18 protein-coding genes are annotated in these 22,145 nt (G+C 37.0%); 7 read left to right on the top strand and 11 right to left on the bottom strand.

Features of this window, described 5'->3' with window-relative positions:
• Positions 1-22: 22 nt before the first annotated feature.
• Positions 23-1,831, bottom strand: coding sequence for a DUF2075 domain-containing protein (locus KUI_RS03380; protein WP_014840311.1), 1,809 nt, complete (start codon positions 1,829-1,831; stop codon positions 23-25).
• Between the two features lie 143 nt (positions 1,832-1,974).
• On the bottom strand, positions 1,975-2,268 hold the full coding sequence (locus tag KUI_RS03375) for a nucleotide pyrophosphohydrolase (protein WP_014840310.1): 294 nt from the start codon (positions 2,266-2,268) through the stop codon (positions 1,975-1,977).
• A 430-nt stretch (positions 2,269-2,698) separates the two neighbouring features.
• Between KUI_RS03375 and KUI_RS03370 the strand changes: the two genes are divergently transcribed.
• Complete coding sequence (locus KUI_RS03370) at positions 2,699-3,169, top strand: tetratricopeptide repeat protein (RefSeq protein WP_014840309.1); 471 nt, start codon at positions 2,699-2,701, stop codon at positions 3,167-3,169.
• A gap of 124 nt (positions 3,170-3,293) precedes the next feature.
• Here KUI_RS03370 and KUI_RS03365 read toward each other — a convergent pair whose 3' ends face one another.
• The 3 genes from KUI_RS03365 to KUI_RS08460 all read right to left on the bottom strand — a co-directional run bounded on the left by KUI_RS03365 (position 3,294) and on the right by KUI_RS08460 (position 5,391).
• Complete coding sequence (locus KUI_RS03365; protein ID WP_014840308.1) at positions 3,294-4,427, bottom strand: TAXI family TRAP transporter solute-binding subunit; 1,134 nt, start codon at positions 4,425-4,427, stop codon at positions 3,294-3,296.
• A 61-nt stretch (positions 4,428-4,488) separates the two neighbouring features.
• Positions 4,489-4,752 carry a hypothetical protein gene (locus tag KUI_RS08465; protein WP_225972111.1) on the bottom strand — a complete coding sequence of 88 codons (264 nt, stop codon included), beginning with the start codon at positions 4,750-4,752 and terminating at the stop codon, positions 4,489-4,491.
• A gap of 102 nt (positions 4,753-4,854) precedes the next feature.
• The gene (locus tag KUI_RS08460) at positions 4,855-5,391 is read right to left on the bottom strand and encodes a putative DNA binding domain-containing protein (protein WP_225972110.1); all 537 of its coding nucleotides are present in this window, start codon (positions 5,389-5,391) and stop codon (positions 4,855-4,857) included.
• Positions 5,392-5,708: 317 nt separating this feature from the next.
• Between KUI_RS08460 and KUI_RS08290 the strand changes: the two genes are divergently transcribed.
• On the top strand, positions 5,709-5,861 hold the full coding sequence (locus KUI_RS08290; protein ID WP_013522437.1) for a hypothetical protein: 153 nt from the start codon (positions 5,709-5,711) through the stop codon (positions 5,859-5,861).
• A gap of 409 nt (positions 5,862-6,270) precedes the next feature.
• On the opposite strand, the gene guaA is transcribed toward KUI_RS08290, so the two are convergent.
• Positions 6,271-7,869, bottom strand: a complete 1,599-nt coding sequence (gene guaA / locus KUI_RS03355) for a glutamine-hydrolyzing GMP synthase (RefSeq protein ID WP_014840307.1) — start codon at positions 7,867-7,869, stop codon at positions 6,271-6,273.
• Positions 7,870-8,043: 174 nt separating this feature from the next.
• Here guaA and KUI_RS03350 point away from each other — a divergent pair, with 174 nt between their 5' ends.
• Entirely contained in the window at positions 8,044-9,297 is a 1,254-nt protein-coding gene (locus tag KUI_RS03350; RefSeq protein WP_014840306.1) for an NnrS family protein, read from the top strand.
• A gap of 63 nt (positions 9,298-9,360) precedes the next feature.
• Here KUI_RS03350 and guaB read toward each other — a convergent pair whose 3' ends face one another.
• Positions 9,361-10,821, bottom strand: coding sequence for an IMP dehydrogenase (gene guaB / locus KUI_RS03345; RefSeq protein WP_013522433.1), 1,461 nt, complete (start codon positions 10,819-10,821; stop codon positions 9,361-9,363).
• A gap of 35 nt (positions 10,822-10,856) precedes the next feature.
• Entirely contained in the window at positions 10,857-14,855 is a 3,999-nt protein-coding gene (gene purL / locus KUI_RS03340; RefSeq protein ID WP_014840305.1) for a phosphoribosylformylglycinamidine synthase, read from the bottom strand.
• A gap of 181 nt (positions 14,856-15,036) precedes the next feature.
• Here purL and KUI_RS03335 point away from each other — a divergent pair, with 181 nt between their 5' ends.
• A complete protein-coding gene (locus KUI_RS03335; RefSeq protein WP_014840304.1) occupies positions 15,037-16,206 on the top strand; it encodes a serine hydrolase in 1,170 nt (389 codons plus the stop codon).
• Here the strand turns inward: KUI_RS03335 and KUI_RS03330 are convergent, their stop codons facing one another.
• Positions 16,207-16,830 carry an alpha/beta hydrolase family protein gene (locus tag KUI_RS03330; RefSeq protein ID WP_013522430.1) on the bottom strand — a complete coding sequence of 208 codons (624 nt, stop codon included), beginning with the start codon at positions 16,828-16,830 and terminating at the stop codon, positions 16,207-16,209.
• Positions 16,831-16,882: 52 nt separating this feature from the next.
• On the opposite strand from KUI_RS03330, the gene KUI_RS03325 reads away from it, so the two are divergent.
• The gene (locus KUI_RS03325; RefSeq protein ID WP_013522429.1) at positions 16,883-17,341 is read left to right on the top strand and encodes a GatB/YqeY domain-containing protein; all 459 of its coding nucleotides are present in this window, start codon (positions 16,883-16,885) and stop codon (positions 17,339-17,341) included.
• Between the two features lie 160 nt (positions 17,342-17,501).
• Here KUI_RS03325 and KUI_RS03320 read toward each other — a convergent pair whose 3' ends face one another.
• Entirely contained in the window at positions 17,502-19,361 is a 1,860-nt protein-coding gene (locus KUI_RS03320; protein WP_014840303.1) for a UvrD-helicase domain-containing protein, read from the bottom strand.
• A 110-nt stretch (positions 19,362-19,471) separates the two neighbouring features.
• On the opposite strand from KUI_RS03320, the gene KUI_RS03315 reads away from it, so the two are divergent.
• Positions 19,472-19,813 carry a hypothetical protein gene (locus KUI_RS03315; protein ID WP_013522426.1) on the top strand — a complete coding sequence of 114 codons (342 nt, stop codon included), beginning with the start codon at positions 19,472-19,474 and terminating at the stop codon, positions 19,811-19,813.
• Between the two features lie 42 nt (positions 19,814-19,855).
• Here KUI_RS03315 and cysK read toward each other — a convergent pair whose 3' ends face one another.
• Positions 19,856-20,851, bottom strand: coding sequence for a cysteine synthase A (gene cysK / locus KUI_RS03310; RefSeq protein ID WP_014840302.1), 996 nt, complete (start codon positions 20,849-20,851; stop codon positions 19,856-19,858).
• 107 nt (positions 20,852-20,958) lie between these two features.
• Here cysK and KUI_RS03305 point away from each other — a divergent pair, with 107 nt between their 5' ends.
• Entirely contained in the window at positions 20,959-22,125 is a 1,167-nt protein-coding gene (locus KUI_RS03305) for an alpha-hydroxy acid oxidase (RefSeq protein ID WP_013522424.1), read from the top strand.
• Positions 22,126-22,145: the final 20 nt, after the last annotated feature.

Here is a 22,145-nt window from a genome sequence, read left to right as displayed (position 1 = left end):
TCTCCTTATCGTTTGAGCTTAGTTACTCATCAATAATATATGTTGAAGTTTTAGATTCAGCCACTTTGAGTGTTTCATAAACATCTTGGCTCGTGGCTTTATATTTACCCAACCTTAATTTAAAGTATTGAGCAAGATTTTTGTTAGTGCAGTAGACCCTGCAACCTTTCATCCCCCTCGTCATAAGAGTTCTATAAGTATTTCTAATAATTAAATCTATTTTTTTTGAAGCCTCACCAAAAGTTAAATTTCTGATTTCCTCGTGAGCTTTTGTTTTTAACCCATAAAGCGATCTATCAGACTTAGCTCTCTTTTTAAAATCTGTTTTAACAACATTATCTTCAAATCTTAAATCATCTCCAATAATCACTCCAACGTAATCGAATTCCAACCCCTGTGAGGTATGTACACATCCAATTTGATTTATAGAATCAAAGTCTATAGCCCATGTTTTGGTATTTTTAAAGTTCCACTGCATGGAGAAATCATTAATATTAATATCGTTAACCCTATAATCTGACTTTGAATTCCATTCCCAGCAATAACCTGCAAGCAACCTTGAACGGTTTCTTCCTTCGTTTTTTTGTTTTACCCATTCAAATAATTCACTTGGACTATCAACAACATCAAAATCATAGTTGTAATCAGCTTCAAAAAGTGGATTTGCAGTTTTCTTAATCTGCAATAAATCATCCAACCATGACAAATAGCCATCAGATCCATTACACCTAAATTGAGTTGGTAATTCATCATAATAAATATCTGATTTTTCTCTTTGGCATGAGGCTTTTATTTCTTCAATTGTCCCGACATCTTTAGCATGAACAATTTGATTTTCGTCTATAAAAAACACACTAAATTTTGATGCTCTGATAATTTCTTGAACTTGATTCTCACCCATGTTTTGATAATACCCAGACCTCAATACCAACCTGTGTGATTCATCAACTATTGCAACATCCAAAAAATCTTTAACTTTACTGTGAAATGTTTCAGAAGACACGAACAAATTTATAACACCAATGTCTTTGTTAGAACCCATTAATTTTGATTGGTATACATTTCTTGTAGCAGAAGTCTTAGTAATGTATCTCGTATTAAGTTCTTTTTTAATGAGCTCAGCCAATAATCTTATAGCTACTACTGATTTTCCAGTCCCAGGACCTCCCTGAACAATTAAAGTTCTTTTTTTTCCATCTTCAATACATTTTTCAGCTAAGTTGATTGCTCTTTCAAAAACAACTTTTTGTTCATCAATTAGAACAAATTCCTCATTACCATCAAGCATACTCGAAATAGAATCTTGAAGAGATTTTGAAGGACGTATTTTTCCAGAATCAATATCATGTATTATTTGTATATCATCTCCTTTTTTTATACTATCTTTTATAAAGTTTCTTAAATTCTGAGCATCTTGAGAACCGTATAAAGGAGATGATTTTATTACATCTGAATATTTTGGATTTATAATAGGGTCATCTTCTTCAAGCAGGTAATTATGTAGAAAAGCACAAGTTTTTATATTTACTGGTTTGTTTCTAACAACTTCGCAAAAATCATAAAGCAATCTTCCATAACTGTAAGCTTGATATGAAGGGTGTGCTACCTGTCTTTCTCCACCACCAACGTATGTAGTAATTACATCCTTCTTGTTAGGATCTACATTTGCTTTTTGCCACTGTTTGAGCTCAATAATTACTAAATTAGACTCATTTGTTTGGTCATATCCAGAAATAAGAAAGTCCAATCTTTTGGAATTTCCAGGAATAACGTATTCAATAGCTACACCAGCGTTATTCGGAATATCTTTATCTTCAATTACCCTATCCATATAACTTAATGAAGAATTCCATGAACAAATTTCAGAAGACCCATAACCTATCCCATTATTCTTAAGTGCACTTTGAATACTTGATATAAGCTTGCCATTTAAAATATCCTAACGGAATTTATTTTTATCTGCTGTATAAACAATCATAGGTGAACATCCTCTAAGGGGTATTTGATTGAATTTTTATTTAATTTATCTAATATTATTCTTTCGGGATCGATATTTAAACTTAATGTCATATCTAAACAATAAATAAGAACATCAGCTAGTTCCTCTTTTAAATGCTCTTTGTCAATATCTTTAGTATTCCATTGGAAAATCTCTAATAATTCTGCTGCTTCGATTGAAATTGATTTAGCAAGATTTTCAGGAGAGTGAAATTTTTTCCAATTCCTTTCGGTATTGAATTTGTCTATGGCGTCAAGTACATTTTTCATTTCAAAAACTCAGAAGAATATTAAGGTGTCTTTGAATATTATTTAAAATTTTATTTATATTCAATTTGTACAAATAAATTATATAAACTTAACAAATTTAAATTGTCGACAGCATTGCTTAATTTTATTACTTGATTTCATCAATTTAAGATCTTTGTCAACGGTAGTCCAAAATTGAACTAAACAATAAAATTATCTCAAGTTTAAGTTTGACCTTGATTAAACTCCAATCACCTGTCGCAGACTACAATCATCTCAAGTAAACCAATCTAACCAATTGAAACACCCTTCATCTTCACTACTGTTAGTACTAACACACATACCACATTGTAAATCCCTTGAAATAACAAAAAACTGAAAATCAACTACTAGTACGAAACCTGTAACCTGAGGTGATTAAAATTAAAAATTCACTAAAGGAGAGAAAGTGATGATTAAAAAAATTATATTTGCTACCACAATTGCTTTGGCATTTTCCAATCTAAGTTGGGCTGAGGACTTGGATATTGCCACTTTGGAACAAAATGCTGCTGAAGGCGATGCACGCTCACAATTTAAGTTGGGCGAGGCTTACGAATTCGGGAAGGGAGTAGAAAAAAATCCCGAGAAGGCATTTGAATTGTATTCTAAAGCTGCTAATCATGGTTACAGAGCTGCTCAGACAAATTTGGGGTTTCTGTATGATACGGGGACTGGCACAAAGCAAGATTTTGACGCCGCCATGAATTGGTATAAGGCAGCTGCTAATCAAGGAGATCTTGCTGCTATGTATAATATTGGGCTACTTTATGAAGCTGGCAGGGGCGTTAAGAAAGATATAGACACTGCAAAGATGTGGTACAAAAAAGCTTGTGATTTAGATGATCAAGATAGTTGTAATAAGTTAAAAGAACTGCAGTAGTTTTTCTAAGTTGCTACGTGATACTAAGGTACGTCTGGGATACTAAGTTACGTCTTATACCCAGTTTCCTACATAGGAGTGTTCTGGATCTATAAATCCTATCCAGTTTAAGACCTAGTCGCATTTAAGACCTAGTCGCCTCCGAAGAGGTGCTTCCTGGCACCTCCGCAGGGGTACTTCCAGGCACATACGAAGTAGCACCTCCCGAAGCACCCCCAGAGTCACCTCCTTCAGCAGAGCCCCTCGCATTTACTTCATCATAGTAACGCTTAGCTCCTGGATGCATCGGTGCTACGTGTCCTTTTTGTGCATCCATAACATTTACATCCTTGATGGATTGATGCGAAGCTCGAAGCTTTGGAAGGCTCTCAAAAAACGTTTTCGTAAGTTTATACACATCATCTTCGCTAAGCGATTCCTGAACAATCATCGCATTTAAAATCGCAATCGTTGGCACATCTGGGCTCGATCCATAGGTGCCTGCAGGTATCGTATTCTTTTGAAAGTATGTCTCTTCCTTAACAATTTCTTCCACCTTCTCTGGTGGCAATGCTAACAATCTAAACGGCATCGTCTGATTCAAATCCATCAATGAAGAATTCGGAATCCCTGTAGTTAAAAAAGCCGCGTCCACACGCCCTGCTCGCAATGCTTCAGCCGATTCTGCATAACCTAAATAATCCTCATAAATATCATCATATGAAATATCGAAAAACTTCAAAATCGCACGAGTGTTCATTTCAGTTGCAGAATTCTGAGCACCCACCGATACACGCTTTCCTCTAAGGTCTGACACTTCCTTAATATCAGAATCAGCCCTCACCACAATATGCACAAAATTTGGATAAAGCGTCGCAATTTGCCGTATCGACTTAATAGGCTCTGAAAAATTGCGCTTCCCCTCAACCGCCTCAATCAAAGTATCCGACATCAGAAACGCCATCTCAACCTTCTTAAGTTTGAATAAATTGAGATTCTCTATCGATGCACCCGTCGTCTGAGTTTTAGAATTCACTCCATACACTCTTGCATATTCATTTGCCAATGTCGTCGCATATATATTGGTAGGCCCCGAAGCCCCACCTGTGGCAATAGTCACAAATTTAGTCTGCAATTTATTTTCTGTAGCCTTGGACGAGTCTGAAGATTGAGCGGTACTCTCAGTTGATGCTTTCTGTTTTGTAGAAGATTTTTCATCAGAACAAGCAGAAATTATCGTAACCAAGCCAATAAGGAGTGATTTTGTAATTCTATTCATAGTGCGTCGAGAAAAGTAATTTTTTAAATTGTATTTTAAATTTCAATAATCTATGAAAGGCTCAGTATTTAATGTATCGCACACCTCTACCCCTACCTACCCTAGATACTAGATTGTCGGCGATTAACTGCTCTAAACCTCTAAGAACCTTACTTTTATCGAATCCTGTTATCTTTTCAATAGCATCCCTACTCATTTCTACTGATTTCGGCATTTTCTGATAGATTATTGAGGAGTTCTTGCTCAAATCATCCATATCATCAATCAAAACTGGTAGTCGCACATATATCGAATTAGGACCAACTTTAAAAATGGGCTTTTTCAACTTGCCTTTATATTGATGTTTGATCCTCTTAATTCCAGTTCCAAACTTTTCAATAATCCCAAGCCTATAAAATAAAGTACCGACTTTTTCATTTCTGAGTAATTAAAATTTACCGTTAATATATTCCTCTTCACTTATACCCTTTGGCAATACACCTGGCGACGAGATATCTATATAATTTTCAAACATCTCGACTTTTATAAAAGAATTAATGCTCCAATCTCTATGAACTAATGCATTAGCGATAGCCTCTCTAAATGCATTTTCAGGAATAAGTTCAATTTTCTGCCTTTCATCCCCCTCAATTCTTTCAACTTGATAATACCTTCTATACATTTCAAGTGATTTGGCATAAGCAATAAGAATAGACTCATTTTCAACCGTTAACCTTTCTTTAAACTCATTTATATCAACGCCATATCTAACTAAATCTACTAATTTAAAACTGTTTTTATCTGCAAATAGTTGAGCTGCATGATTAAAACCAATTTTTGCCTCTAACAAACCCAAAGTCTTAAGAATATCCTGATCCAGATCTTCAATCGATAGTTTTTTAATTAAATATTTCTCTAATTCGTTAAAAGTTAAATTTTGATCCTTTGAAGGCATGTCCTCATAACTAAATTGATTCCCCTCCATGATAAGGCGTTTCAATTAGAACGAAAAATTGCAACGGAAACGTTTACGTAACATTTTTGCGTTGCAAAATCATATTTTATTCGTTGCAAATGATACGAAAAAGGGCAACGAAAATGATTACGTATCATTTATCGGGTGTGTTCAAGTATTGAGAAACTGTATTTCCCCTATAGTACGAAGGGGTCAATTTTCGATTGCTGATTCTAAGAGGGGTTATTTCTCAATTACCGACCACCTTTAACAAATACTTAAAAAAACTGAAGACATATGCTCTCCTCTAACTAATAAATTTATCAAAAAATGAAGGTCAACGTGAATTGCTTAAATTAGGAATTCTTAAGGCAGTACCGCCTAAAAGGAAAGGTTATACAAAAGTTGCTCTTAATGAGGGTGTAGATGCTCATTTAGGTGAATATTTTGGAGATTTTGTTTTTGATATATGTGCTGGCAAACCCTATAAAGAAAATTGAAAAAATCGAAGTTATGAGAGATGATTTAATTGCATACATAGATTATGACAATTCAAATGTCGGGAAATGAATTCTAAATAAATCCCTAGCTAATACACAATTTAGATTTATGAAAATGAAGTATAAAGAAAGTGAAAAAATGTTTTTTAGACAATTTGCAGACGGAAATTATTACTCGTATAAAAATGAATAAATTCAATTTTAAAATTTATGTCTATTAAAAATGCTTAGAGTGAGTAATAGGGTCATTCCCTGTCACGATTACGAATGCATCTAATGTTCACTACACCCCTTCTACCCCAGGTTCAATACACCACAACCTGACGAACCAACAACACACTAACAACATGGTCCCCAGGCGGAGTGAGTCAGAGGGGCATTGTCAGCCCCGAAGACAAACGAAGCCCCCTTACTCCCACTCTATAGTACTTGGGGGTTTAGAGCTAATATCATAAGTCACCCTATTAATCCCCCGAACCTCATTAATTATGCGTGAAGACACTTTCGCAAGTAATGCGTATGGTAGTGGTGCCCAATCAGCCGTCATAAAGTCAGATGTCTGCACTGCACGCAAAGCAACTACATAATCGTAAGTGCGACCATCTCCCATAACTCCTACACTTTTAACAGGCAAAAACACTGTAAATGCTTGCGAAGTCAGGTCATACCAAGACTTACCCGTCTCTTCGTCAATAAAATTATGCAACTCTTGCATAAAAATTGTGTCAGCTTTTTGAATTAAGCCAACATACTCAGGCTTAATTTCACCTAAAATACGTACCCCAAGCCCTGGGCCTGGAAATGGATGTCTAAAGATTAATGATTGTGGAATACCTAGAGCCAGCCCAAGTTTACGCACTTCATCTTTGAACAATTCACGCAATGGTTCAAGTAATTTTAAATTTAATGTCTCTGGCAATCCGCCCACATTATGATGCGATTTAATGGTTACGGCCTTACCTGTTTTGGAACCAGCAGATTCAATCACATCAGGGTAGATAGTGCCTTGAGCTAGCCACTTAGCATTTGGAAGTTTTGCAGCTTCTGCTTGGAAAACTTCAACAAACTCACGTCCTATAATCTTACGTTTTTGCTCTGGATCGGACACACCTTCAAGTTTGCCTAAAAACTGATTGGTAGCATCTACACGGATAATTTTAACGCCTAGGTTTTCATTCAAAGCTTGCATTACTTGATCGCCTTCATGCTCGCGAAGCAATCCATGGTCAACAAAAACACAAGTCAACTTATCGCCTATAGCACGGTGAATTAAAGCCGCAGCAACTGATGAATCTACCCCTCCTGAGAGACCCAATATAACTTCATCTTCGCCCACAGTCTTTTTGATATAAGCCACAGCCTCATCAATGTAATCAGGCATATTCCAATCGCCCTCACATCCGCATATATCGCAAACAAAGCGACGCAAAAGCTCAGCCCCTTGCTTAGTATGAGTTACTTCAGGGTGAAATTGAACTGCATAGAATCCACGACTCTCATCTGCCATAGCAGCGATAGGACAACTACCTGTGGAGGCAATGCAAACGAACCCAGCCGGCATAATTTCTACTTGATCGCCATGACTCATCCATACATGCAACGTAGGGCGAGACTTATCCCCTGCCACTTCACCATCTTTTAAGCCTTCGAACCATTGAGAATGGCCATGTAACTCAATCTCCGCATGCCCAAACTCACGATGACTTGCCCATGTTACCCGTCCACCAAGTTGTGTAGCCATAAGCTGCATGCCATAACAAATTCCTAAAACAGGCACACCTAAATTGAAAACTTCATCACTTACCTTATCCGATTCTTCTCCATAAACCGATGAGTGGCTACCTGAAAGAATAATTCCCTTTAAGCCCTTTGCTTGCTCTTCACGTAAGAACTCAGCAGATACATCACCTGCGTGAATTTCGCAGTATACGCCCGTCTCGCGAACACGTCTTGCAATTAGTTGTGTAACTTGAGAGCCAAAATCAAGAATAAGAATTTTTTGGTGCATTTAAATAACCTAAGTATTAAATATTTCAAAATTATAAGAGATTACTGCATAGGCTAACATGATTTTACCCACTTAAATTCTAGTGTCATTATTATTTTTTAAAAGTAGCTTTGCTATTATTGAGAATTATTTTTATCTGCAACCAAATCGTTACGCAACTGATACCGAAAGCCTATGTTAATTAATATTCAAAATACAAGCGAATCACAATCAGATAAACCTAGCCTAAAAGCCCTTTTTTCATTAGGCTTTCGTCCGCTTTATTTATCGGCTGCAATTTGGACTATTGTTTCTATTATTCTTTGGATTTACGTACCAGCATCTCTTAAAGGACCGATGACTGCTAGCTATTGGCATGCTCACGAAATGTTGTGGGGTTTTGTAATTACGATTGCCGTAGCATTCCTACTTACAGCAAGTGCCACTTGGACAGGTCGAACCCCTGCACAAGGTTCCATATTAATGTACATAGTTTTGCTCTGGTGGATTTCACGAATTTTACTGGTTGTTCCGAGTATTATTGCCTTCAAAATCGGCATGATAACTGAGTTTTCATTTTTCGCCTTGTCAGCTTACAGACTGTGGTCCGTCCTATGGAGTACAAAAAATAAACGTAATTACATTCTGCCATTTGTGCTTTTAATACTCGCTTTTCTAGATCTAGGCTATTTATATTCAGTTCTAGAAGGTGATTATTTGGGTGTTTCGCGATATGTGGATTTTGGTTTTATAGGCATGGCGTATATAGCTTTGCTGATAGCTCGGAGGGTATTGCCATTTTTTGCATCACGTGGAGCTAGCATCGAAATTCCAAATCATCAAAAGTCAGGATCCATGCAGTTGTCGCTTATGGTTATAACTTTCATGGCTTCCTTGCTAGATTTACATATCATTGCAGCGTTATGTTTAATCGCAACGGGCATCATATCAATTTATCAACTTTTGCAATGGAAACCTCATAAAGTTATACATATTCCTCTGCTGTGGGTTCTCTATATTTCATATTTTTTCTTGGGTGTGGGGCTTATTTTTTCGGGCATTTATTTTCTGCTTTCGCCATCATATGTCGCACTTATCGAAGGATGGGGATCTCAGAACGATTTAACGTTTATGCTTTCAAAACCCGCATTCCACCTGCATATCATAGGTATGGGAGGGTTTGCCGTAATGATTATCGGTATGATAACTCGAACTTCGCTCGGTCACACTGGACAAGCTCTAAGAGCGGATAAATGGATGGTGTGGATGTATATTTGTGTACTCATCGCTTTTGTAATCCGCATGGCTGGTCTCTATCCAAGTAATGTGATTATAGCTTTTTGGCACACGGCAGCTCTGTTTTGGATTATCGCTTTTGGGCTTTTTTTATATCGTTTCACACCTCTTTTAACAAAACCTCGTGCAGATCGATTTCACCCTAAAAAATAAAGGGGCAATGCCTCTCTCAAGATTCAGCATCCCCACCTTCATATGACACCTTTTTTAACTTAATTATCCTTGACGATAATTAGGAGATTCCTTCGTAATTTGAACATCATGTACGTGGGACTCTCGCATACCCGCAGATGTAATCTCAACGAACTCAGCTTTAGTACGCATATCTTCAATAGTAGGACAACCGCAGTACCCCATAGAGGCTCTAATCCCGCCTATCAATTGATAAATAATCGCTAAAACACTACCTTTATAAGGAACTCGACCTTCAATCCCTTCAGGAACTAATTTTTCCGTACCAGATCCCGACTCTTGGAAATAACGGTCAGCAGAACCTTTTTCCATAGCACCGAGAGAACCCATACCGCGATAGGATTTATAAGAACGACCTTGAAATAGGATAACTTCGCCTGGGGCCTCCTCAGTACCAGCAAACATACTACCCATCATGCAAGCATGTGCACCAGCTGCTAATGCTTTGGATACGTCACCAGAATACCTAATTCCACCGTCAGCTATCATAGGTACACCAGTCCCCTCAAGGGCAGAAGACACATCATGAATGGCAGTAATCTGAGGAACCCCCACTCCAGCAACAATGCGTGTAGTACAAATAGAACCTGGACCGATTCCAACTTTAACGCCATCAGCACCAGCTTCTACAAGTGCAAGAGCAGCGGCTGCGGTCGCTATATTTCCGCCTATCACATCAATTTGAGGATAATTTTGTTTCACCCATTTAATACGATCAATAACACCCTGTGAGTGACCGTGGGCTGTATCGACTACAATTACATCCACTCCAGCTACCACCAATTTCTCTACTCGTTCTTCAGTCCCAGCACCAACTCCAACAGCAGCACCAACACGCAATTGACCTTTCGAATCCTTATTAGCCACTGGATGTTCATGATTTTTAACTATATCTTTTACAGTAGCGAGACCGCGCAACTCAAAATTATCATTAACGATTAGAACTCGCTCAAGTCTATGTTTATGCATAAGAGCTTGTGCATCTTCTAAAGTTTGTGACTCTTTCATGGTTACTAGTCTATCTTTAGGAGTCATGACATTTGCAATTAGCTCAGAATATCTATCCTCAAATCGCAAATCACGATTCGTAACTATACCGACTAACTTACCGTCTTCTACTACTGGCAAACCAGAGAAACCATGAGATTTTTGAAGTTCTATCGCTTCACGTACAGTGGTTTGAGGAGACACCGTAACTGGATCTATAACAATACCAAATTCATGCCTCTTTACGCGAGACACTTCTTTGGCTTGCTGATCTGCAGTCATGTTTTTATGGATAATTCCAATCCCACCTTCTTGTGCCATAGCAATGGCTAGACTTGATTCCGTCACCGTATCCATAGCGGCAGAAACAATAGGGATATTAAGATTTATATTACGAGTTAGTTTTGTTTTAAGACTAGTATCCTTTGGGAGGATATTTGAATAAGCAGGTACCAATAGTACATCATCAAATGTGAGTGCTTTTTTGGTTAATCGCATGAATTACTCCTACACAAAGATAGATTATAAAATTTTTAATTAAAAAACACACGTGCATTCATAAACATGCGCATCCAAGGAGAGTAATCCCCGCCTGTATCCTTAGGTCCCCAGTTTTCTGGATGCCACGACATCATGGCATTTCTCGTGACACGTTCTGGATGTGGCATCATAATCATAAAACGTCCATCAACACTAGTAACCCCAGTAATCCCATCTATACTACCATTCGGATTAAAAGGATACGATTCCGTAGGTTGCCCAACATTATTTACGTATCGCAATGCTCTATTGACCAAGCCTTTATCACCTTGAGAGCCAAAGTTAGCATAGCCTTCACCATGTGAAACTACGACTGGTGCTTGCATACCTTCCATCCCTTTGAAGAAGATAGAAGGCGATTCCATGACCTCAACCATACATAAACGTGCCTCAAACTTAGAAGAAACATTATTAGTGAATGCAGGCCAATGCTCCGCCCCTTTTATCATGCCAGAACCAGCAAGGTGAGCCATCATTTGACACCCGTTACATACACCAAGTGCGATAGTATTTTGACTATCAAAAAACTCAGTAAATTGAGTGGCTAAAATTTCATTAAACAATATCGTCTTTGCCCATCCTTGGCCAGCTCCAAGTACATCTCCATAACTAAATCCACCCACTGCAACTATGGCCTGAAAATCAGACAGTTTTCTACGACCCGATAGCAAATCTGTCATGTGCACATCATGTGCTTGAAAACCAGCTTTATCAAAAGCCCAGGCCATTTCGATATGACTGTTACATCCTTGCTCTCTGAGTACTGCAATAGAGGGTTTTGAGCCTTTTCCAACAAATGGTGCACATATATCCTCTTGCGGATTAAAGTCAACTTTTGGTTGCATACCGGGATCTTTTAGATCATCCCAACGCTTAAATTCAGCTAAAGAAGTTTTAGGATTTTCTCTATTTTTCGAAATGTTATAACCTACTTTAGACCATTCTTTACCTAGTAGAGATCGCTCAAAAGAGGCTACAGTTTTAGCATCACGTAATATTTCAATAGTGTCAGTACTATTTAAAGAACCTACTACATAGGTGACCTTTGATAATCCAAAGTCTTTAAGAATATTTAAAACTTTATCTCTATTTGCTCTAGCAACCTGAATTACGGCACCAGCCTCCTCGTTAAACAAAGCACGTATCGTACTTTCATTGCGCTGAATTTCCACTTGATCAGGTCTAATTTTGTAATCACCAAAGTCACTACTTTGCTCATCATATACAAGCATATCCACATTTATAGAGACACCTACATGACCAGCAAATGCCATCTCAGCAACGGTTGCAAACAAACCTCCATCAGACCTGTCATGGTAGCTTTGAATTAAATTCTGAGCTGATAAAAATCTAATAGCATTAAAAAAGGCTTTGAGTAACTCTGGATTATCTAAGTCAGGTGTTTGGTCGCCATATTGATTTAAAACGTGCGACAGTACAGAGCCAGCAAGCCTTTGTCGACCTTCTCCTAAGTCTATTAGTATTAGAACGGAGCTATCTTCCTTACCCTGCATTAACTGAGGTGTCAAAGATTTACGAACATCATCAACATTTGCAAATGCACTTACGATTAACGAGACAGGAGAAATTACAAGTTGCTCATCTCCCCCATCAGCCACTTTTGTTTTCATGGAAAGTGAATCTTTTCCAACAGGAATTGATAATCCCAAATCTATACAAAATTTACTACATGCCTCAACAGCTTTATATAATGCAACATCCTGACCATCAGAACCTGAAGATGCCATCCAATTAGCTGATAGTTTAATGTCTTCAATTCTTTTAATATCTGCACTGGCAATGTTTGTGATAGCTTCAGTTATAGCCATTCTCGAGGCGGATGCGGGATTTATAATTGCAAGTGGAGAACGTTCTCCCATAGACATTGCCTCTCCTGAATAGCCCTCATAATCATCTAATGTTACAGAGCAATCAGCCACTGGCACCTGCCAAGGACCAACCATCTGATCTCGTGCAGTTAGACCGCCCACACTTCTGTCTCCAATCGTAATTAAAAACAGTTTGCTTGCAACGGTGGGGTGTCGCATGACTTTTAAAGCTAGATCCTCAATACTAGCCTCTACATAATCGAGCGGAACAGAAGTAAACTCCAATGTAGTCACTTGCTTATGCACTTTTGGAAGAGACCCCAAAATTACATCCATAGGTAAACTTACAGCATCATCATTTGGAGCATCAGTAACACGCAAATCCTTATCGTCTTTAGCAATACCAACAACGCTAAATGGACATCTTTCACGTGCACAAATTTCACTAAAAGCTTCCAGACTTTCAGGTGCTATAGCAAGCACATACCTCTCTTGCGATTCATTACACCAAACTTCCGCAGGAGACATGCCAGACTCTTCAAGATTAATTTTATTTAAATCAAATAACGCTCCCATATCTGCATCGTGTACCATCTCGGGAAATGCATTTGACAATCCACCTGCGCCTACGTCATGAATAGAAAGTATCGGGTTTTTATCAAGCATCCTCCAACAAGTATCTATAACTTCTTGTGCTCGTCTCTGAATTTCTGGGTTTCCGCGCTGAACTGAATCAAAATCTAAAGATTCCGAATTAGAGCCAACACCCATGCTCGATGCGGCACCGCCCCCCATACCAATACGAAAGCCAGGACCACCAAGTTGTATCAATAAGGTTCCATCAGAAAAAACTTTTTTGTGGGTTAATGAGTCATCAATAGAACCTAGCCCACCAGCAATCATGATGGGCTTATGATATCCCCATCTAACACCATCAACTGTTTGCTCATAAACCCTGAAGTACCCCGTAAGATTTGGGCGGCCAAATTCATTATTAAAATTTGCCGCTCCTATTGGACCCTGAGTCATAATCTCCTTTGGGTTGGCAATGCGATCTGGCATCGCATGTGAGTCTTTCTCCCATATCTCATCTAAATCATTTAGATGTAAATTTGATACTGTAAATCCAACAAGTCCTGCTTTAGGTTTACCACCCCTTCCAGTTGCCCCTTCATCACGAATTTCACCACCAGCACCTGTAGATGCACCCTGAAATGGAGCTATTGCAGTTGGGTGATTGTGTGTCTCAACTTTAATTAGGGTGTGAGTTAAACGATTTTGTGATTTGTACTTAAAATTGCTATCAGAATCTGGGAAAAAGCGAGAGATTTCATGACCGCTAAAAATAGCGGCATTATCCGAATAAGCAACTATCATACCATCGGGATGAGCTTTATGGGTGTCTCGAATCATACTGAAAAGCGACTTTTCTTTTGATTCTCCGTCTATGGTCCACGATGCATTAAAAATCTTATGCCTGCAGTGTTCACTATTTGCCTGTGCAAACATCATCAGTTCCACATCAGTTGGATTGCGACCAATCTCATTAAAAGATTTAAGCAAATATTCAATCTCAACTTTACTTAATGCCAAACCTAAAGAATCATTAGCTTCTAGCAGTGCGTTTTCTCCGTTTGTTCTTATATCTATGTAATTGAGAGCTTTGGGAGGTAATTCATTATTCAATATCTGCGGATCAAAGCCATCCTCAAACACTTGCTCAGTCATCCTGTCATGGATGACTTGTGCAATACTTGAGATTTGAGTATCACTTAGTTTTTTTAATCCAAGTAGCCCACGCTCGCAAACAAAATAAAATTTAATCCCACGCTCTATTCTGTTAACCTTCGATAAACCACAATTTTTGGCAATATCTGTACTTTTAGAGGCCCAAGGAGAAATAGTCCCAATTCGAGGAACCACATGCAAAATAAGAGAATTTTCTTGGGCTTGATCAGTTAAGAATTCTTTGCCGTAAGTTAATAGAGATTTAAGTTTATGTTGTTCACTTGGATCTAATTCTCGTTCACTAAATACAAAATGCACATATTGAGCATATAGATTAGAAACAGGAACATTAAGTTTTTTTAGTTTTTCTATAATCTTTTCTGATTGGAATTGAGATAGGGCTGATGAACCCTCAATGTAGTAATGAGTTGACACTTCTTTAATCCGTTTTTGGGCTTAAAAACCTATATTTTACAAGTTTTAAATTCAATTAATTTATAGAATTTTTAAATAGTTATTTAATGGACTTGCGAAGTTAAAGTTTTTTATACATAATTTACGTAACTCATTAATTTTTATGTATAATTATTAAAACAAATCGGGGTCGGGAGCTATAGTGATTGGATTTTTAAAATCAGCAATTTTAAGTTTTGCTTTGGTATTTTTTATTTCATCTTCCTTTAATCAGGAAGTTCATGCTGCCACAAAGCAAAAAACGTCTAAAACTATAAAAAAGACAACTAAAAAAACTGTAATATACAAAACATCAAAGTCAACGTCTAAAGCTCAAGTAGCTAGAAGTAAATCTAAATCTAGTAAAAATTCAAAAAAATCCATTGCCACGAAAACCAAAACTAAAAAATCTAAAGTTGTGGCTGGTACAAGAGTAAAACCTAAAACACCTAGAAAATTAGTATCAAAATCATCAATTAAGCCAGCACTTATTGCCACTACTAATTTAAATAATTCTTTGCCAAATGAAGAATTGAAAAACTCATTATCAGATGTAGAAATCGTTGGATTTGCAGATAATGGTGATGTTATTAATTCAGAGATTGCATTAGTGATGTCTCTAGATGATAGACAAATTCAATATCAAAAAAACATAAACGTAGTGCAACCCATAGCTTCAATTTCTAAACTTATGACTGCTTATGTAGTTATTAAAAGCGGTCAACCTTTGGATGAAATCATAACTATATCCGAGGAGGATGTTGATCATCTTAAAGGGACAGGTTCACGATTAACAATCGGAACTCAACTAACACGCAAAGAAGCTTTATTACTTGCTCTTATGTCATCGGAAAATAGAGCGGCAAATGCACTTGGTCGTCACTACCCAGGTGGTTTAGAAGCATTTGTAAAAGAAATGAATGCGACTGCTAGAAGTCTAGGTATGACTAGAACACGTTATGTAGAGCCTACTGGTTTATCTCCTATGAATGTATCGTCTGCACAGGATTTAGCGACTTTACTGGCTGCGGTTTATAAAGAACCTCTCATACATCAATTATCGACAAGTGACGGTTACAGTGTGACCACAAATGGCGGTAAAGTACAGGATTATAAAAATTCAAATAGACTTATTAGAAATAATGAGTGGGATATTCATATTTCTAAAACTGGATATATCAAAGAAGCTGGACGTTGTATCGTTATGATTACCAAAATTAAAGGTAAAGATATGGCTGTTGTTCTTATGAACGCTAAGGGCGGAACTACAAGATTCTCAGATGCGATACGTGTCAGACATATAGTACAAAACGAATTTCCGCCTATATTTTAGTTATTGATTAATTTGGTTGATTATTTTTAGTGGTATACAAGTTTTTAGGCGGTTTATTGAGGTATCTATAGGGTCTTCATGACCGCCAAGCAAATCTAAAGTTATATCGGCTCCTAAATCCTTTATAAATTTAAAATCGCTTTCAATCCTCTCCCTACCAAACTCACACTCAGTTTCGGTATATATAAGATGTGCCGTGTAATCTAAGCTTATGTTGTTTCCTACAGATTCAATAGGCAAATAAGAATTAAAAGTAATTACCCTGCCCGCTATGGGTGAACTAAGACCCAATAAAGATAAATTAACAGAGCCGATTGGACCACTACCTACTAGTGCCGTGAATTGAGCATCTGTATTAGTATCTTTTTGGATATGTCTAATCGTTTCGATAAGGTTTACTTTGTGGTTTCTAACAAATTCTTCAATTTTTGAAGTTTCTGTGATTACTTCTTCGCTTGGTATGCCAATGCCAAACATTTGAGCCTGTGGAAATACTTCTCTATAAGCATTAGAAACTACTTCCATCATTCGCAAATTTTCTAAATCTGGAAAACCTAAAATAAACAGTTGAGAAGGTTGTTCTAAATCATCAGGAGTAGAAAGGAGCTGCTTAGAGGGAAACATTGCCAAATTTCTTTTTGTTAAAATGTAATTTTACTCAAAATTAGGTCTAATTATGTCCCTAAAATCACGCATCTCTAGCAGTATTAAAGAAGCGATGCTAGCAAAACAAACAGACAGACTTTCTACATTAAGGTTTCTTTCAGCTGCCATAAAGCAAAAAGAAGTCGATGAGAGAATTGAGCTAACTGATGACCAGATTGTTGCCATTATTGAAAAACAAATTAAGCAAAGACGTGAATCCATAGCTGCTTTCGAGCAAGCTGGACGTGCTGAATCCGCTGAATCGGAAAAAGCAGAATTAGCGGTTTTAAGCGAATTTTTACCTGAGCAAGCATCAGATGAAGAAATCCAATCCTTAGTTGAAGAAGTCGTAAATCAACTTAAGGCCGAGGGTGTTAGCGGTAATCCAGCTATGGGTAAGGCTATGGGCATATTAAAACCTAAGCTTGCTGGGAGGGCTGATATGTCACGTGTATCAGCAATTATTAAAGATAAGATTAATCAAGGATAATTCATGTTTAGGAAATTAAGCTTCATAGCATTATTTATGTGTCTATCTGCATGTGCTATGAAAGATGAGCGCCCAGCAGTACCAAAGGATGTTCCTCCGCCTAATCACCTGTACGGTCAGTAAACTAACGATATTTACTAGGACCGAGGTATCTACCCGCCTAATCACCTGTACGGTCAGTAAGCAATTGTGAAACCTCAGATTCATTCCAAGGTTTCACATACTTTTCTTCCAAAAGAAGTTCTTCTATAAATAAAGAGAGCTTCTCCTTTGAATAGTAAATAAATACATGCTCTCGAGCCCTAGTAAGGGCTACATAAAATACTCTTCTTTCTTGGGCATGCGGAAAATTTTCTTCTGATGCATAGAGCTCAATTTCACTTTCCTTTTCTGAAGGCAAGCCCATCTCACCACTTTCAACATTTAGAATAATCACAAAATCAGCTTCCCTACCCTTGGATTTATGAATGGTCGATGCTTTAATCTCAAGATTATTAAAACTTGAATTTAGATAATCAATTTTAGTTGGCAATGGTAACTGATAATTAAACCTACTTAATATCAGACATGTTTTAGTTTGGCTTAGATTTTTGTTTATAAGGTTAAGCACATACCACAAGTCAATTTCATACTCTAATAAACTTACACATACCCTATCATACTCTCTAAGACTTTTAATTGATTTCTTATATTGGTTGGGATTTTTTTGAACAAATTTTGAACTTATACTTGCAAGTGCATTGTGAAACCTGAAAGTTCTATCTAAAGGAATTATCTCTAAGTCTTGCACATATTGATCTAAATTTCTAATATATTTAAGTTCACTACCTGCAAATTGATATATAGTTTGCCAGTCATCTCCTACGCAAAATAAGCCTATATCTGTTTCTTGCTTCACAAGTTCTTGCAATAATTCAAAACGTGATTTGGATATATCTTGAAATTCATCTACTAAAATGCACTTCCAATTATGAGTAAACTTTTTCTCTGCTACGTATTGAGTAGATTTGACTATCATCCTATCGTAATCAATTTCTTGGGCATAAGTTAAGTCTTCGTTATATTTATGTAGTATTTCTTTTGCCCAAAGACCTAGAAATTTTTTCTTATATTGCCATCTAGTAAAGTCTGCATCGGGGTTTGATTTCACAAATAAAAACACATCTAAAAGGAGTTTTGATAAATCTTTTATTCGACCCTTGCTATTTATGTTAAAAATCTTTTCTTTTCCCCAGTGATGTGATGAACACAATCTATTAAATTTATCTGCGTATTGAGAGAGTTCTGAATATTCAAACACATCTAGTGATTCGAATATGGAATTCAAATTTATATATTTAGTCCCAAAATCATTGTGTATATTTATTTGCTCTGCAGTGTCGTAAATTCCTAGATAGCATTTATATTTTGGTAAGTAGAAGGCAACTTCGTAGGGTTGGTATTTTTTAATTAGATATATGTCCTTTTCATATAAACAATTCGATATGTAATCAATACCCCGCATAAAGAGTATATTTGCGGTTATCAGGGCTATGGGATGATCAAAAAAATCATCTCTAAGTGAGCGCCAAATTGTTATATTTGAATTACTTACGCTTAGATCATTTTCATAAAATGTGAAGTATTCATAAAGTTTATTACTGTCAGAAGTACATATAGTCTCTATGTATTTTTCTAAATTTTGATCTTCACTTAAACTAGTAAGTTTGGGCATTTTCTTTTCTACTTTAGAGACTATATTTAACCCCAAACTGTGAAATGTCCTAACTTCAACGCTTTTAAGAGCATCTACACTTTCAAGCCTCTCCTGCATTTCTTTAGCAGCATCCTTTCCGAAAGCAAGCATAAGTATTTGCTCTGGCGGTATACCCAGATGCATTGCCAAATAAGAAACTCTTCCTATTATGGTGCTTGTTTTTCCTGTGCCAGCACCTGCTAATACCAATATATTTTGCGAATTACTGGTCGCAGCTTTGTATTGATTTTGGGTTAATTTGTTTTTTAGTTGATCTATATTCATTGAAAAACCTTTTTTACTATTGTGAACATAAATCTAGGGGATTTATAGGGGGGTGGACAAATAAGTCACTTATAATAAGTCTGTTAAAAAATGTAATTAAGGTGTGTTTAATGAGAAAAATTTATATTATTGCCTTGGCTGGATTTTTAACAGCATGTCAAGTTGGAACTGGTATTGATTTAAGCAATAAAGAGAATTATGGCTTAAAGTGTTCAGCTGGACCTAATTCACAACCTAATTGGGAGGGATGCATGGTCAGTGCAAAAAGGATTTGTGCGCCACTTCGAGTTGTTAATGTTAAGAAACTGAACCCCGTCGGAAGTGGCTCAAAAGATGATGGGTATTTTATGACCTTCACTTGTGCAAATTCTAATACATTGCCACAAAATCAAGTAAACAATAGTTCAAACGTAGCACCCATAACCAGTGCCACTTCAACCCCAGCTAATTAAAAAGCCTATGTTACTCACATAGGCTACATTTAAGGGATGGTATTAATTATTTGAAATTGCTATCCCTTGTTCATCAAACATACCCTCAAATAAGACTGTACTTAAGTAGCGCTCTCCTGAATCAGGTAGGATGGCCACTATAGTTTTACCTGCGTTTGATTTATCAAAGGCTAATGCGATAGCGGCTGCTGCAGCGGCACCCCCAGAAATACCAGTTAATATACCCTCTTCTTTAGCCAATCTACGGGCATATTCAATCGCTTCTTCGTTAGTAACTTGTGCTACGCTATCAATCAAGCCTAGGTCTAAGTTTTTAGGTACAAATCCTGGACCAATACCTTGAATTTTATGAGGTCCAGCTTTAACTTCCTGACCAGTTAGAGTTTGTGTAATTACTGGACTTGCACTAGGTTCAACCGCTATGGAAACCAGGGCTTTGCCTTTTTGCTTTTTGAAATAACGGCTAACTCCCGTTATTGTGCCACCTGTACCTACACCTGCTACAAATATATCAACTTCACCAGCAGTAGCATTCCAAATTTCAGGTCCAGTTGTTTTTTCGTGAATCGCAGGATTAGCAGGATTTTCAAATTGCTGAAGAATAATGTATCGACTTGGGTCAGATTCATAAATTTCTTTTGCTTTGGCAATGGCTCCGCTCATACCCTTTGAGCCTTCTGTCAAAATAATATTAGCTCCGTATGCAACTAAAAGTTTTCTGCGTTCAATACTCATAGTATCAGGCATAACTAATGTAATTTTTATACCTTTTGATGCTGCTACAAATGCCAACCCTATACCAGTATTACCGCTAGTAGGTTCAACAATTTCCTTATATGAAGATTCATTTTTTAATGATCCATCTTTTATCGCTGCATCTATCATTGCGTATGCAATACGATCTTTTACAGAATATCCTGGATTACGACCTTCTATTTTTACTAAAACTTCAGCATGAGCACCTTTAAGAATACGATTTAGCTTAATAAGCGGTGTATTCCCAATAGAGAGGGAATTATCTTCGAAATATCTTGACATTAAGTTCTCTCAGTATAAAAATTAAAAGTTAAATTAAAACTTTACAACAACATAAATTGTATATTCAATAATATCCTTATAACCTAGTATTATTAAACCTTCAAGAAATGGACTATTTAAAAAAAATAACAAGTATTTCTGACTTAAGAAAAGTAGCTAAAATTAAAGTCCCTAAAATGTTCTTTCAGTATGCTGATCATGGCTCCTATACTGAATCAACCTATAGAGCAAATGAAAGCGATTTAAACAAAATTAAATTTAGACAAAAAGTAGCTGTAGATATTGAAAATCGTTCCACTAGGGCGACTTTATTAGGTGATGAGTATGCGATGCCACTTGCACTAGCTCCTGTTGGAATTTGTGGCATGCAGAGGGCCGATGGTGAAATTTTATCTGCACAAGCTGCTGAAAAATTTGGAGTTCCTTTTACTTTATCGACTGTAAGTTGTGCTTCTATAGAGGATGTAGCCCAGAACACTAAAAAACCCTTTTGGTTTCAGTTGTACATGATGAAAGATCGAGGGTTTATGGCTGATTTGATTCAAAGAGCTAAGGAAGCCTGCTCCGCTTTAGTTGTAACACTTGATCTACAAGTTCTTGGTCAAAGGCATAACGAAGTTAAAAACGGTATGACCGTCCCACCTAAACCTACAATTACTAATCTTTTAAACCTAGCTTTAAAGCCAGATTGGTGTTGGGGGATGCTTCATACAAAAAGAAGATTCTACGGCAATCTTGTAGGTCATGTTAAGGGTATGGAAAATGTCACTGCACTATCCGAATGGACCGCAAGGCAGTTTGATGCTTCATTAAACTGGAAAGACTTAGATTGGATTGCTAGCCAATGGGGCAAAAAAATTATTCTTAAAGGAATTATGGACCCAGATGATGCAATCGAAGCATGTAACTCTGGAGCTGATGCTTTTGTTGTATCAAATCATGGTGGACGTCAATTGGATGGTGCACTATCTAGTATTAAAGCATTGCTACCCATATTAGAGGCTGTAGATAAAATTTCTAGCAATTGTGAGGTTTGGCTTGATGGTGGGATACGTTCAGGACAGGACATATTGCGTGCTTACGCCATGGGAGCTGATGGCGTTATGGTAGGTCGACCATATATTTATGGCCTAGGAGCCTATGGATATGACGGCGTTTTGAAATCCCTAGATATTATGCAAAAAGAGTTAAGCGTGACTATGGGATTTTGCGGTATTACTGAGCTAACTCAAGCAAACAAAAGTATTTTGTATATACCTGATGATTTCAGATAGCAGAATCAGATAGTTAGTTC

The organism is Taylorella equigenitalis ATCC 35865 (genome assembly GCF_000276685.1).
GTDB lineage: Bacteria > Pseudomonadota > Gammaproteobacteria > Burkholderiales > Burkholderiaceae_B > Taylorella > Taylorella equigenitalis.
This window is presented reverse-complemented; position numbering and strand designations above follow the sequence as displayed.